Origin of the sequence: Variovorax sp. 160MFSha2.1, assembly GCF_048305075.1 — a bacterium.
Classification (GTDB): Bacteria; Pseudomonadota; Gammaproteobacteria; order Burkholderiales; family Burkholderiaceae_C; genus Variovorax; species Variovorax guangxiensis.
The window spans coordinates 2,272,663-2,285,812 of record NZ_CP157624.1; the positions used below are offsets into that span (position 1 = coordinate 2,272,663).

Sequence of the window (13,150 nt, forward strand, 5' to 3'; positions counted from 1 at the left end):
GATGCCATTCTAGAAAAACTTGACGAGTGACTAGAAAAATCTTGACAGTCGTAAAGTCGATTTCTAGGATGGCCGCTCCATCTCACAACATATCCACAGGAGACAAGTGATGGCCAAGTTCGACTTGAAAGGGCGCCGTGCGCTCGTGACGGGTGGTGCGCGCGGCATCGGCGCGAGCATCGCCGAGACGCTGGCCATCGCCGGCGCGTCCGTGATGATCGGCGACGTGCTCGCCGACCTGGGGCGGGAAACCGCCTCCAGGCTCGCTTCCTCCGGGGCCAAGGTGGGCTTCGTGCCGCTCGACGTCACGAAGGACGGCGACTGGGCCTCGGCCGCCGAGACCACGGTGAAGGAGCTCGGCGGCTTCGACATCCTCGTCAACAACGCAGGCATCGAGATCACCTCGCTGGTGGTCGACGTCGACGGCGACGACCTGCGCCGCATGCTCGACGTGAACGTGGCCGGCACCCTGCTCGGCATGAAGCACGCGTTCCGCGCGATGCGTCCCGGCGGCAGCGCGGGCAAGGGCGGGGCGGTGGTCAACATCGCGTCGGTCGCCGCCACCATCGCATTCCCCGCCATCTCCGGCTACTCCGCCACCAAGTCTGCCGTCGACCGCGCAACGCGCGTCGCGGCCATGGAGTCAGGCAAGCTGGGCTACGGCGTGCGCGTGAACTGCATCTACCCGGGGCTCGTGCCCACCGAGATGGGCATGAAACTCGCCCAGGACATCGTGGCCGCCGGCCTTGCGCCCAGCGTCGAGGCGGCCGTGGGCGACGTGGTCGGCCAGACACCGCTGGGCCGTCTCGGCGAAGTCGGCGACATGGCCGACGTGGTGGTCTTCCTCTGCTCCGACGCGGCCCGGTTCATCACCGGTGCCGGCATCGCGGTGGATGGCGGCATGGGCATGTAAGTCACGCAGGCAAGCAATCAGGAAGGAGACACAACATGAGCAACAGCAAGAAGAAACCCGTCGTCGTCTACGGCGCTTCCGGCTACACCGGCCGGCTGGTATGCGAATACCTGCGCGAATACAACATCCCCTTCATCGCCGCGGGCCGCAGCGCGCAGAAGGTGGAGGCGGCGATGAAGGCCAACGTGCCCGGCATCGAGACCGCGAGCTACGAGGTGGTGGAAGTGGCGCACTCGGTCGAGGCGCTCACCGAGCTCTTCACCGGTGCCTCGGTCGTGCTCAACACGGTCGGCCCCTTCGCCCGGTTCGGCCCTGAGGTCGTCGACGCCTGCCTCGCCGCCGGCTGCCACTACACCGACACCACCGGCGAGCAGGACTGGCTCATCACGCTGGACCAGAAATACGGCGCGCGCTTTGCCGCGGCGGGGCTGCTGCTCTCGCCGGGCCTCGCCCACATGTACACCACAGGCGAGATCGCGGCGCAGATCTGCCTGGAGACGCCCGGCCTCGACACCCTCGACATCGCCGTGTTCTGGGGAGGCAGCCCGACCATCGCATCCACCCAGACCATCCTGGTGAACGCCGCCACCTCCAAGGCCTTCTACCTGGAGCAGAACGAGTACGTGGAGTGGCAGCCCGACGCGGGCCTCTACCACCTGTCCATTCCCGGCCAGCACGAGGCGGCGCTCGCGCTGCCCTGGGGAGGCACCTCGCACCCGGTGTGGTTCAGGCGCGATCCGCGCGTGGCCAACGTGAAGGTGCTCGGCGGGGTCTTCAACAAGGCGCTGATGCAGGGCGTGCCGCAGATCGTGGCCGCCGCGCTCAAGGCCACCGAGGGCATGAACGACGACGACCGCTATGCCGCGCTGGCCCAGACCGCTTCGGGCGTGATGAACACCATGCCCCCGCGCGAGAACCCGCGCATCAACAAGTCCGTCGACTCGGTGCATGCCTCCGGGCCGCTGGGCCGCGTGCACTGCGTGATCTTCGGCAACTGCAACTACAAGCAGACCGGCCTGCTGCAGGCCTATGCGGCGGCCTCGCTGCTGCAGCAGCCGCCGCGGCGCGCAGGCTTCGCCTCGGGTTGCCAGGCCTTCGGGCACCGCGAGCTGCTGGGGGCGTTGCGCGGCTTCGGACTGGTGCAGGAGCCCGTGCTCACCCGGATGGGCTGACTTCCATGCGCCTCGTCGACTATCTCGACAAGGGCGCCCAGCTGGGCGCCCACGCGCCGTGCCTCACCATGGCCGGCAAGGACCTCGGCTACGGCGAAGTGCAGCGCATCAGCTGGCGCGTGGCGCGCGGCCTGCAGCGCGCCGGCATCGAGCCCGGAGACAAGGTGGCCGTGCTCTCGAGCAACGACGCCACCGCATTCGCCACGGTGTTCGGCATCTCGCGCGCGGGCTGCGTGTGGTGCCCGATCAATCCGCGAAACGAGGCGAGCGAGAACGCCTTCGTGCTCGACGCCTTCGACTGCGCCTGCCTGGTCTTCCACGGCAACTACGCATCCATGGTCGAGCAGATGCGTTCGCAGCTGCCCAAGCTGCGCGCGCTCGTGTGCCTCGACCAGCGGCTGCCTTTCGCCCCTTCCATGGACGACTGGCTCGAAGGCCTGGACGATTCGCAGCTCGACATCGCGCCGCCCGATGACGTCGCGATGATCGCCGGCACCGGCGGCACCACCGGCCAGCCCAAGGGTGTGATGCTCTCGGGGCGCAACCTGGAAGCGATGTCCGCGCTGACGCTGATGGGCTATCCCTTCGAGGGCCGGCCCGTCTACCTCGCGCTCGCGCCACTCACGCACGCGGCCGGCGTGCTTTGCCTGCCGATCATGGCCCTGGGTGGGCAAGTGGTCATCATGCCCAGGCCCGATCTGGCCGAGTTCCTCGGCCTCGTCGAGGCGCATGGCGTCACCCACACCTTCCTGCCGCCCACGCTGATCTACATGCTGCTGCAGCATCCTCGGCTCGAGCAGACCCGGCTCGATTCGCTGCAGTGCTTCTGGTACGGCGCGGCGCCCATGTCTTGCGCGCGGCTCGAAGAGGCGCTGCAGAAGATCGGCCCCGTCATGGCCCAGCTCTTCGGCCAGACCGAGGCGCCGATGATGATCTCGATGATGTCGCCGCGCGAGCACTTCAACGCCGACGGCACCGTCGCGCGCCAACGCCTCGCGTCGGCCGGCCGGCCGGGGCCGCTGGTGCAGGTCGCCGTAATGAACGGCGAAGGCAAGTTGCTGCCCACCGGCGAAAGCGGCGAGATCGTGGTGCGCGGCTCGCTGGTGATGCTCGGCTACTACAAGAATCCGGGCGCCACCGAAGAGGCTTCGCGCCACGGCTGGCACCACACTGGCGACATCGGCTACCTCGATGCAGACGGCTTTCTCTACATCGTCGACCGCGCCAAGGGCATGATCATCTCCGGCGGTTTCAACGTCTATTCGGCGGAGGTCGAGCAGGCTCTGCTGCAGCACCCCGACGTGCAGGACAGCGCGGTGGTCGGCCTGCCCGACGAGAAGTGGGGCGAGCGCGTGGTGGCCGTGCTGCAGCTGCACGACGGCAGGCAGGTGGATGTCGAGGACGTCAAGGCCTTCGTCAAGTCTCGCATCGGCAGCGTGAAGGCGCCCAAGCAGATCGAGGTGTGGCTCGACCTGCCGCGTTCCAGGGTGGGCAAGGTGCTGAAGAAGGAGGTGCGCGCGACGCTGCTGCAGCGCGCGGATCAGCCGCCGCGCTCGTAGTGGTCGTGGTGCGCACGGCGCAGCTCGAACTTCTGGATCTTGCCGGTCGATGTCATCGGCAGCGCCGGCAGGAAGACGATCTTCTTCGGCACCTCGAAGCCGCCCAGGTGCTCCTTGCAGTGCGCGGTGAGCACGTCCTCGTCGAAGTCCGCCGGCGCATCGGGCCTGCGCGTGACGAAAGCGGTGATGGCCTCGCCCCAGCGCTCGTGCGGCAGGCCCACCACCGCCGCGTTGAGCACGGCGGGGTGCCGCAGCAGCACCTCCTCGACCTTGATCGAGGGCACGTTCTCGCCGCCCGACTTGACCATGTCCTTGAGCCGGTCGAGAAAGATCAGCTGCCCATCGGCGTCGAGCTTGCCCAAGTCGCCCGAGTGGTGCCAGCCGAAGCGCTGCGCGTTCGCCGTGGCCTCGGGGTCGTTGTAGTAGCCGAGCATCACGTTGGGGCCGCGAAAGACGATCTCGCCGACCTGCCCGGGCCCCAGCAGCTCGCCCTCGTCGCCCATCACGGCGACCTCGTTCACCAGCGTGCCCACGCCCCAGTAGGAGCCGAAGCGCCTGCGCTGCTCGTGCGCTTCGAAGATGGTGGCGCCTGGGTACATCTCGGTCTGGCCCGAGACGAGGGCGAAGTTCGGGCAGAACTCGTCGAGCAGGCGCAGCAGCAGCGTGCGCGACATCGGCGCCATCGCGTACACGCAAAGCCGCAGGCTCGAGATGTCCCGCGCGGTGCGCTGCGGGTGCGCGAGCAGCGCGCCGTACATCATCGGCAGGCCGACCATCACCGTGATGCGATGCCGTTCGATGGCCGCGAGCACCGCGCCAGGGTCGAAGCCGCGCAGCACCACCAGCGAGCCGCCCACCGCCAGCGCCGACATCAGCACCGTGTGCTGGCCGCAGTGGAAGAGCGGCAGCACGCTGCTCCAAACATCGGCGCGCTCGGGGCTGCTGCCCCATTCGACCATGTTGCTCAGCAGCACCGAATGCACCGAGGCGTGCGAATGCATCACGCCCTTCTGCCGGCCGGTGGTGCCGCTGGTGTACATGATGAGCGCGAGCTGCGTGCTGTCGATGGGCACCTCGGGCAGCGTCGCCGGGCCTTGCGCAATGGTCTGCGGCACCGTGGGCACGCCGGCGGGCGGCGCGTCGCCGTCGAGCACGCAGAGGATGGGCGCCACGCCTTTCTCGGCCAGCAGCTCGCGCAATTCGGGCCGCGCGTGCAGCGCCGTGTCGATCACCATGTGGCACACGCCGGCATGGCCGAGGATGTAGCCGATGGCATCCACCGCCAGCGCGGTGTTGATCGGCACCCACACGAGGCCCGCCTTCTGGATGCCCAGCATGGCGACCACCATCTGGATCGAGTTGTTGCACAGCATGCCCACGCGGTCGCCGCCCGCGAGGCCCAGGCCCAGCAGGTGGTGCGCGAAGCGGTTCGATGCGGCGTCGAGTTCGCTGTAGGTGATGCGGTGCTCGCCTTCGATCAGCGCGGTGCGCGCGCCGAAGCGGCGTGCGCTGCGGTGGACCACGTCGCCCAGTGCGATGCGCGAGATGCGTGAATGGAACTGCGACGGCACAGGGCCGGGGGCGGCTGCGGGCATGCTCTTCGTCTCCGTTCTTCGATGATGCGTCGGGAATGCGCGCAGCCTAAGGCCGCATCCCGCGCCGCGTCTTGCGAAGACTGGCTACCGCCCCGCAGGCGGCCGCAGAGGCTGCTAGAAGCGCGCCTTGAGGAAGGCCGATGGCCCTTGCAGCTTGACCTTCAGGCGCGACTCCGCGAAGTCGTTCTCGCGCGTCAGGTCGATGTTCGTCACGCCATAGGCCAGCACCACGCCGATGTTCTTCACAGGGAACCATTCCACGCCCGCCGAGGCGTTGTAGATGTTGCCGTGGAAGCGTCCGCTGCTCTTCCACACGCCGGAGGCGTCGGCGAAGAGCCGCAGGTCGGGCGTGATGGCGTGCCGCACGCCGATCTCGAGCAGCGGCGCCACGGTGCTCCCGCTGGAGCTTTCGCTGAGCGTGCCGATCTGGCCGTTCACCGAAGCCAGCGCGGTGGTGCCCAGCGTCGCCCGGTAGTAGGCCGCGCCGGCACCGAGGCCGAACACGGTGTTGCCCGAGCCGATCCACCACTTGTACGAGAGCTTGGCGAAGTCGAGCTTGGTGCTGATGTTGGCGTTGCCGAAGGTGTTGAGCGTGCCGAAGGGGCCCAGTGAGGTGGTGCTGTCGATGCCGCCCGAATAGTCGCGCTTATAGCGGTAGTAGTCGAAGGAGATGCCCTGGCTGTCGCCCAGCAGCAGGTCGGCCGAGATGCGCGGCATGGTGACGCGGCCGGGCTTGACGTCGCCCGTCTGCAGGGCGCCGTAGGCCGTGCCGAAGGAAGCGTCGAGCTTCGGATCGGCGCTGAAGCCGCCGACCGAGAGGCTGAAGCGGTCCAGCGCGGGCGAGGGGTCGGCGAAGGCCGGCACGGCTGCCAGCAGCATGCCGGCACCGAGCAGCGCAGGCTGGTGGATGAGGCTGGAGAGCAGGAAACGATCGCGGGAACGAGTGCGGCGATGCAGCGGCGTGAAGAGCGGCATGAAGCGGATCCTTGATGGCCCCGGAGGACCGGAAATGAATGAATGCCGCGGGCGCGCTGTCGTGACTTCAGGTGACGCTGGCGTGCTCCGGGCGGGGCTCCCTTGGACGGCAGCGACGACAGTAGTGGCGCGCGCGCGTCCCGCGGATGCGCGGAATGCCGCAGTGGTTGTAGGAATTCCTCTACGCCGCGACGGCCATTGCGCGCCTTGGCGGGCGCTACAGTGCCGTCATGCGCAGACACCTTTCCACCACTACCGGCCCCCAGCGTCTTCTCTACGGCGCGGCCGCGGGCTGCGCCGTCGTCGCTGCGCTGATGCCGGTGCCGATGAGCGGCATGGCGCGCGGGCTGGCCGGCTGGTGCGCGGCCGTGGGCGTGTACCAGGTGCTGTCCTGGTGGCTGGCCAGTACCTTCGACGCGAGGCGCACGCGCGAGCGGGCGCAGTCGCTGGACCAGCCCAACGTGGTGATCCTGGTGTCGATGCTGGTGGTCGTGGCGATGAGCGTGGTGGCCATCGCCATGCTGCTGCAGCAGGTGAAGGGGCTGAGCGGCCTGGAGCGGGCGGCGCACATCGCGCTGGGCCTGGTGGCGCTGGCGGGCTCGTGGCTGACGATGCACACGATCTACGCCTTCCACTACGCGCACCGCTACTACATCGACCAGCGCGACGGCACGCCCGACGGCGGCCTCGACTTTCCGGGCAAGGGCGATGCGCCCGACGCGCCGGACTACTTCGACTTTCTCTATTTCTCGTACGTGATCGGCATGACCTCGCAGGTGTCCGACGTGCAGGCGACTTCCAAGGAGATGCGGCGCATCACGCTGCTGCACAGCGTGCTGGCCTTCGCCTTCAACATGCTGGTGCTGGCGCTCTCGGTGAACGTGGTCGCGGGCGCCGTTTAGGCGCCTCGCGATGCCCGTTCAGGCCGCGGCCTTGCGTGGCCAGCCGGGCTTGACGATGCCGGTCGAAAGCGCCACGCCGCAGACGATCACCACCGCGCAGATCAGCATCCACTGCGTGATGCTCTCGCCCAGGAAGACCGCGCCGTAGAACAGCGCGAACACCGGCACCAGGAAGGTCACCGTCAGCGCGCGGGCCGGGCCGGCGCGCTCGATCAGTCGGAAGAACAGGATGTAGGCCACACCGGTACAGGCGATGCCCAGTGCCAGCAGCGCGAGCCACGCGCGCAGGCTGGGCATCTGCGCGGGCCAGAGCCAGATGGCGGGCAGGGCGAGGAATGCGGTGGCGCCGATCTGGCTGCCGGTGGCCGTGGTCAGCGCGGGCACGCCGCCCAGGTAGGCCCGCGTGGCGCTGGCCGAGATGCCGTAGCAAAGGCACGCGCCCAGGCAGGCCAGCACCGCGAAGAGCGCCGCATTGCCGCTGGCGCCGGAATGCAGGCCCGCGTTGCGGCTCGCCAGCATCGCCACGCCCGCGAAGCCGATCGCCAGCCCCACCAGCCGCCAGTTCGCCGGCCGCTCGCGGAACCAGGCCCAGGCCACGAGCGCGCCGAACATCGGCGTTGTGGCATTGAGCACCGCCGCAAGGCCGGTGTTGATGGTCAACAGCGCGAAGCAGAAGAGCGCGAACGGCATGCCCGAGTTGAAGACGCCGACCAGCAGGCTGGCCTTCCAGTGCTTCGCCAGCGACGGCCCCTGTCCGCGCAGCAGCGCGATGGGCAGCAGGAACAGCGCGGCGATCGCCACCCGCACCGCGGCCGTCGGCAGAGCGCCGAACTCGGCGGCGCCGATGCGCATGAAGAGAAAGGAGGCGCCCCACAGCGCGCCCAGCAGCACCAGGTCGATGAGCCAGGCGGTGGGTGCGAGGGGCTTGGCGGGAGTGGCAGCGGCGATGTTGTTCTTCGTTGTGGTCATGCGTCCTCTGATCGATCTCTTTCTTTCTCTTGCTATGCGCCTGGATTGCTCAGATCGCCTTTTCGAGCTGCAGCAATGCCGTCTTGCGTTCGAGCCCGCCAGCGTAACCGGTCAGCGAGCCGTCCGAGCCGAGCACGCGGTGGCAGGGCACGATCACGCTGATCGGGTTGCGCCCCACGGCCGCGCCCACCGCGCGCACCGCGGCCGGGTTGCCCACGTTGACGCTCAGCGCGCCGTAGCTCGTGGTGGCGCCGGCCGGAATGGCCAGCAGCTGCTGCCACACGCTCTGCTGGAAGGCGGTGCCGTGCGAGAGGTCGAGCTTCATGTCGAAGCTCTCGCGCTTGCCGGCGAAGTAGTCGCGCAGCTGCGCGGCCGCCTCGACCAGCGCCGGGTGGTCTTCCTTCGCGACCCAGCCGCTGGTGTCGGGCCAGTGGCGCTGCTGGTCGAACCAGACGCCGGCCAGGCCCTTGTCGGTGGCGGCCATCGTGATGCCGCCCAGCGGCGTGTCGATGTGCGAGGTGTAGATGACTTTGCTCTTGAACTTCATGACGCTTCAGGCTGCGACGCCTGCCGTTGCAACAAGGGGAGAACCGGCGTCGTTCGCCGGAACAGGAGAAGGGGCCGCACCGGGCGCATGCCAGGCTCGCAGCACCGCATAGCTGCGCCACGGCCGCCACGCCTGCGAGGCTTCGCTGGCGGCGCGTGCGGTGGTCACGCCCAGCGCCTTCTGCAGCGCGACGTCGCCGGCCGGAAAGGCGTCGGGCCAGCGCAGTGCGCGCATCGCGATGTACTGCGCTGTCCAGGCGCCGATGCCCGGCAACTCCTGCAGCGCGGCGATGGTGGAGGGCACGTCGGCCCCCGCATGCAGTGCCAGCTTGCCGGAAGCGACTTCGCGCGCGATGGCCTGCAGCGCCGTCTGCCGCTGCCGCACGATGCCGAGCCGGCCCAGTTCGTCGCCGCTCGCGGCAGCGATGGCGGCCGGGGTTGGAAAGAGCCGGTTCAGCCCTTCGACGGGCGTGGCCAGCGGCTCGCCGAAGGCCTCGACCAGCCGCGAACCCAGCGTGCGTGCCGCGGCCACAGTGATCTGCTGGCCCAGCACCGCGCGCACCGCGAGTTCGAAGCCGTCGACCGCGCCGGGCACGCGCAGTCCGTCGCCGTGCGGAAAGGCCGCGTGCAGTGCCGCGTTGATCGCCATCGGTTCCGCGTCGAGGTCGAACAGGGCACGGGCGCGGCTGATGACGATGGGCAGCACGGCGGCCAGCGAGTCGCTGACCGACAGCAGCATCTGCTCGCGTTCCAGGTCGAAGCGCAGCTGCAGCCAACCGGCGTGGGCCTGACCGCCCTGCTGGATGCGCAGGGTGCGGATCAGCTTTACGTACTCGGGCGTGCTGCCCTTGGCGGGCTCCTTGCCGCCGGCCGTGGAGACGACCTCCACGCCGCGCAGCGCGCGCCGCGCGAAGAAGCCCAGCATCGCGTTGGCGTCGTAGGGCGGGCGAAAGCCCAGCCGGACCTCGATGGCCTTGCCCTGGCTGCTACCGCTGCCATCTGCGTCGCCACCAACGCGCCGCAGCGCGCTCGGATTCAGGCCGTAGTGCTCCAGGAAGGCCGCGTTGAAGCGCCGCACGCTGGCGAAGCCGCTGGCCAGCGCGACCTGCGTCATCGGCAGGCGCGTGTCGGCGATGAGCTGCTTGGCGGCCAGCAGGCGGCGCGTCTGCAGGTATTGAAGGGGCGAGACGCCGAACTGCGACTCGAAGATGCGCCGCAGGTGGCGGTCGCTCACGCCCAGGCGTGCCGCGATCTGCGCGGCGCCGGGGCCGTCTTCCGACCAGGCGTCTGGCTCGTCGATCAGCCGTGCCGCCTGCAGCGCGAGGATGCGCGAGGCGTCTTCGGTCGACCAGCTGGCCGCGCGCGGTGCCAATTCGGGCCGGCAGCGCAGGCAGGGACGGAAGCCCGCGGCCTCGGCCTGTGCCGCATGGCGGAAGAACCGGCAGTTCTCGCGCCGCGGCAGTTTCACGCGGCAGACCGGGCGGCAATAGATGCCGGTGGATGTCACCGCGGTGAAGAACGACCCGTCGAAGCGCGCGTCATGCGTCTTCATCGCCAGGTAGCAGGCGTCGCTCTCGAGCGCTTCGGTGGAATGGTGGTTGGCAGGCATGGAGAAATGATACGGTTTCGACTCGTTTCAACTGGCCGTTTCCGGACATGTGGCCAGCCGGGCCCTTGCCTACAATGCCCGGTTTGCAAAACCATCAGGGAAACGCCTCTCCATGCAGCTCAGCGCGTCGATCTTCAAGGCCTATGACATCCGCGGCGTCGTGCCGGCCACTCTCGATGCGGAGGTAGCGGAAGCGCTCGGCAGGGCCTTTGGCAGCGCGGCCCGCGCGGCGGGAGAGAAGTCGGTGGCCGTGGGGCGCGATGGCCGCCTGTCGGGCCCGGCGCTGGCCGAGGCGCTGATCAAGGGCCTGGTGGCCACCGGCATCGAGGTCATCGACGTGGGCGCGGTCACCACGCCGATGCTGTACTTCGCGGCCCACACGCTGTGCACCAGCGGCATCCAGGTCACCGGCAGCCACAACCCCAAGGACTACAACGGCTTCAAGATGGTGCTTGCCGGCCGCGCGATCTACGGCGACGAGATCCAGGCCCTGCGCAGGACCATGGAAGCCGGCTCTGCCCAGCTCGCCCCGGGTGGCAGCGTGCGCAAGGTCGACGTGACCGATGCATACATCAAGCGCATTGCTGGCGACATCAAGCTGGCGCGCCCGATGAAGATCGTGGTCGATTCCGGCAACGGCATCGCCGGCGCCTCGGCCCCGGCAATCTTCCGCGCCCTGGGCTGCGAGGTGACCGAGCTCTTCAGCGAGGTCGACGGCAACTTCCCCAACCACCACCCCGACCCGAGCAAGCCCGAGAACCTGAAGGACCTGATCGCGGCGCTGGCCACCGGCGACGCAGAACTGGGCCTGGCCTTCGACGGCGACGGCGACCGCCTGGGCATCGTCACCAAGGACGGCCAGAACATCTTCCCCGACCGCCAGATGCAACTGTTTGCACAGGACGTGCTCTCGCGCGTGCCCGGCGGCACCATCGTCTACGACGTGAAGTGCTCGCAGCGCCTTGGCCCGGCCATCGAGGCCGCGGGCGGCAAGCCGATGATCTTCAAGACCGGCCACTCGCTCATCAAGGCGAAGATGAAGGAAATCGACTCGCCCCTGGGCGGCGAGATGAGCGGCCACATCTTCTTCAAGGAGCGCTGGTTCGGCTTCGACGACGGCACCTATGCGGGCTGCCGCCTGCTGGAGATCCTGAGCAAGAGCCCGGACGCGAACGCCGTGCTCAACGCGCTGCCCACGAGCTTCTCCACGCCCGAGCTGAACGTGGCCTGCGCCGAGGGCGAGCCGCACGCGGTGGTCGACAAGCTGGTGAAGAGCGCTGCCTTTGCCGCGCCCGCCCAGGTCTCGACCATCGACGGCCTGCGCGTCGACTGGCCCGATGGCTTCGGGCTGATCCGTGCGTCGAACACCACACCCGTGCTGGTGCTGCGCTTCGAAGGCCAGACCGATGCGGCGCTCAAGCGCATCGAGGCCGAAATGCTGGCCCTTCTGAAAACCGCCAAGCCCGACGCCAAGGTCGGCGAAGCGGCGCACTGAACACAACCGACGAGCCTGTGCGTTCCCTGCTGCTGCGCCTCTACGGCGTCTTCACCACCGTCGTGCAACCGCTCGTGCGCCGCAAGCTGCGGCGCCGCGCGCAGGCCGAGCCCGGCTACGGCGTGGCCGTGGAGGAGCGTTTCGGCTACTACGACGAAGCCACCACCGGCCAGGCCCAGTGCTGGGTGCACGCGGTCTCGCTCGGCGAGACGCGCGCGGCCGCCATCCTGATCGCCGAGCTGCGCCGGCAGTACCCGGGCGTGCCGATCCTGCTCACGCACGGCACCGCCACTGGCCGGGAGGAGGGCGCCAAGCTGCTCGAGCCGGGCGACACGCAGGTCTGGCAGCCCTGGGATACGCCGGGCGCGGTCGGGCGCTTCCTGGACCGCTTCCAGCCGCGCATCGGCGTGCTGATGGAAACCGAGGTCTGGCCCGAGATGACGGCCGCCTGCGCCGAGCGCCGCATTCCGCTGGTGCTGGCCAATGCGCGCCTCAACGAGAAATCGCTGGCCGCCGCCGAGCGCCTTGCCTGGCTGGCGCGGCCCGCGTACTCGGCCCTCACGGCCGTCTGGGCGCAGACCGAGGCCGATGCCCACCGGCTGGTGTCGCTCGGCGCCAAGGTCGCCGGCATCTACGGCAACGTGAAGTTCGATGCCACGCCCGATGCGCGCCAGCTCACAGCGGCCGCTTCGCTGCGCGAGCGCCTGCCCAAGCCGATGGTGGTGCTGGCGAGTTCGCGCGACGGCGAGGAGCGCATGCTGCTCGAAGTGCTCAAGCGCTTCGGCGCGACTTCGCCCGTGCCCCCCGAGCAGGGCGCGATCCGCTCGATTTCCAAGCGCGTGCACGACGTGCAATGGATGATCGTGCCGCGCCATCCGCAGCGCTTCGACGAAGTGGCGGCGCTGATCGAAGCCGAGGGCTTCGCGGTGGCGCGCCGCAGCGCGGCGGGCCAGCCGTCCGAGGCCGAGATCTGGCTCGGCGATTCACTGGGCGAGATGGCGCTTTATTACGGGCTTGCCGACGTGGCGCTGCTCGGCGGCAGCTTCGAGCCGCTGGGCGGGCAGAACCTGATCGAGCCGGCGGCCTGCGGCTGTCCGGTGGTCATGGGGCCGTCGACTTTCAATTTCGCCGAGGCGGCGCAGCTTTCGCTGGCTGCCGGCGCATCGCTGCGCGTCGAGGGCATGGAGCAGGCCGTAACGGCCGCCTTGAAGCTGGTCGAGAACCCCGAGCGCCGCGCCACCATGGCCCAGGCCGCGCTGGCGTTCTCCTCGTCGAACCGCGGGGCGGCCGAGCGCACGGCTGCCGCGGTGCTGGCCATCGCGCAGGCTGCGCAGCCGGTGACGGCGAAAGGCGAGCCGGTGGAAGAGGGCGGCGAGCCGGCGCGGGCCGAGCCCACGCTCGACTGATCGAAAAGA

General features: G+C 69.2%; 11 protein-coding genes. 6 read left to right on the top strand and 5 right to left on the bottom strand.

Going from position 1 to position 13,150, the window contains the following annotated elements; all coding sequences use genetic code 11:
• The first annotated feature begins 109 nt into the window (after nt 1-109).
• Genes ABL838_RS10015 through ABL838_RS10025 form a run of 3 tightly spaced genes read left to right on the top strand, consistent with a single transcriptional unit; the run spans nt 110 to nt 3,644 of the window.
• Nucleotides 110-913, top strand: coding sequence for an SDR family NAD(P)-dependent oxidoreductase (locus ABL838_RS10015; RefSeq protein ID WP_184636055.1), 804 nt, complete (start codon nt 110-112; stop codon nt 911-913).
• A 35-nt stretch (nt 914-948) separates the two neighbouring features.
• Complete coding sequence (locus tag ABL838_RS10020) at nt 949-2,085, top strand: DUF5938 domain-containing protein (RefSeq protein ID WP_126024078.1); 1,137 nt, start codon at nt 949-951, stop codon at nt 2,083-2,085.
• A 5-nt stretch (nt 2,086-2,090) separates the two neighbouring features.
• Complete coding sequence (locus ABL838_RS10025) at nt 2,091-3,644, top strand: acyl-CoA synthetase (RefSeq protein ID WP_418125214.1); 1,554 nt, start codon at nt 2,091-2,093, stop codon at nt 3,642-3,644.
• Here ABL838_RS10025 and ABL838_RS10030 read toward each other — a convergent pair.
• Nucleotides 3,626-5,239 (bottom strand): class I adenylate-forming enzyme family protein, encoded by a 1,614-nt coding sequence (locus ABL838_RS10030; protein ID WP_184636061.1) that lies wholly within the window; start codon nt 5,237-5,239, stop codon nt 3,626-3,628. The two genes, ABL838_RS10025 and ABL838_RS10030, sit on opposite strands and share 19 nt — an antisense overlap.
• A gap of 114 nt (nt 5,240-5,353) precedes the next feature.
• Nucleotides 5,354-6,118: a hypothetical protein gene (locus ABL838_RS10035; RefSeq protein WP_260319235.1), complete on the bottom strand. Its 765-nt coding sequence runs from the start codon at nt 6,116-6,118 to the stop codon at nt 5,354-5,356.
• A gap of 326 nt (nt 6,119-6,444) precedes the next feature.
• Here ABL838_RS10035 and ABL838_RS10040 point away from each other — a divergent pair, with 326 nt between their 5' ends.
• A complete protein-coding gene (locus ABL838_RS10040; RefSeq protein WP_369658862.1) occupies nt 6,445-7,116 on the top strand; it encodes a DUF1345 domain-containing protein in 672 nt (223 codons plus the stop codon).
• Between the two features lie 18 nt (nt 7,117-7,134).
• On the opposite strand, the gene ABL838_RS10045 is transcribed toward ABL838_RS10040, so the two are convergent.
• From ABL838_RS10045 to ABL838_RS10055, 3 genes are read right to left on the bottom strand one after another with little or no spacing between them, the layout of a single operon-like run.
• A complete protein-coding gene (locus ABL838_RS10045; RefSeq protein ID WP_184636065.1) occupies nt 7,135-8,085 on the bottom strand; it encodes a DMT family transporter in 951 nt (316 codons plus the stop codon).
• Nucleotides 8,086-8,134: 49 nt separating this feature from the next.
• Entirely contained in the window at nt 8,135-8,632 is a 498-nt protein-coding gene (locus ABL838_RS10050; RefSeq protein ID WP_126024083.1) for a methylated-DNA--[protein]-cysteine S-methyltransferase, read from the bottom strand.
• Nucleotides 8,633-8,638: 6 nt separating this feature from the next.
• Nucleotides 8,639-10,240 carry a DNA-3-methyladenine glycosylase 2 family protein gene (locus ABL838_RS10055; RefSeq protein WP_418125215.1) on the bottom strand — a complete coding sequence of 534 codons (1,602 nt, stop codon included), beginning with the start codon at nt 10,238-10,240 and terminating at the stop codon, nt 8,639-8,641.
• A 112-nt stretch (nt 10,241-10,352) separates the two neighbouring features.
• On the opposite strand from ABL838_RS10055, the gene ABL838_RS10060 reads away from it, so the two are divergent.
• Complete coding sequence (locus tag ABL838_RS10060) at nt 10,353-11,735, top strand: phosphomannomutase/phosphoglucomutase (protein ID WP_418125216.1); 1,383 nt, start codon at nt 10,353-10,355, stop codon at nt 11,733-11,735.
• Between the two features lie 17 nt (nt 11,736-11,752).
• A complete protein-coding gene (locus ABL838_RS10065; RefSeq protein WP_184636071.1) occupies nt 11,753-13,141 on the top strand; it encodes a 3-deoxy-D-manno-octulosonic acid transferase in 1,389 nt (462 codons plus the stop codon).
• The last annotated feature ends 9 nt before the right edge of the window (nt 13,142-13,150 follow it).

Bases quoted from the DNA above. Each gene is read 5' to 3' on its own strand.
- ABL838_RS10040 (WP_369658862.1), top strand. From the start codon at position 6,445: ATGCGCAGACACCTTTCCACCACTACCGGCCCCCAGCGTCTTCTCTAC.
- ABL838_RS10015 (WP_184636055.1), top strand. From the start codon at position 110: ATGGCCAAGTTCGACTTGAAAGGGCGCCGTGCGCTCGTGACGGGTGGT.
- ABL838_RS10055 (WP_418125215.1), bottom strand. From the start codon at position 10,240: ATGCCTGCCAACCACCATTCCACCGAAGCGCTCGAGAGCGACGCCTGC.
- ABL838_RS10025 (WP_418125214.1), top strand. From the start codon at position 2,091: ATGCGCCTCGTCGACTATCTCGACAAGGGCGCCCAGCTGGGCGCCCAC.
- ABL838_RS10060 (WP_418125216.1), top strand. From the start codon at position 10,353: ATGCAGCTCAGCGCGTCGATCTTCAAGGCCTATGACATCCGCGGCGTC.
- ABL838_RS10035 (WP_260319235.1), bottom strand. From the start codon at position 6,118: ATGCTGCTGGCAGCCGTGCCGGCCTTCGCCGACCCCTCGCCCGCGCTG.
- ABL838_RS10045 (WP_184636065.1), bottom strand. From the start codon at position 8,085: ATGACCACAACGAAGAACAACATCGCCGCTGCCACTCCCGCCAAGCCC.
- ABL838_RS10030 (WP_184636061.1), bottom strand. From the start codon at position 5,239: ATGCCCGCAGCCGCCCCCGGCCCTGTGCCGTCGCAGTTCCATTCACGC.
- ABL838_RS10020 (WP_126024078.1), top strand. From the start codon at position 949: ATGAGCAACAGCAAGAAGAAACCCGTCGTCGTCTACGGCGCTTCCGGC.
- ABL838_RS10050 (WP_126024083.1), bottom strand. From the start codon at position 8,632: ATGAAGTTCAAGAGCAAAGTCATCTACACCTCGCACATCGACACGCCG.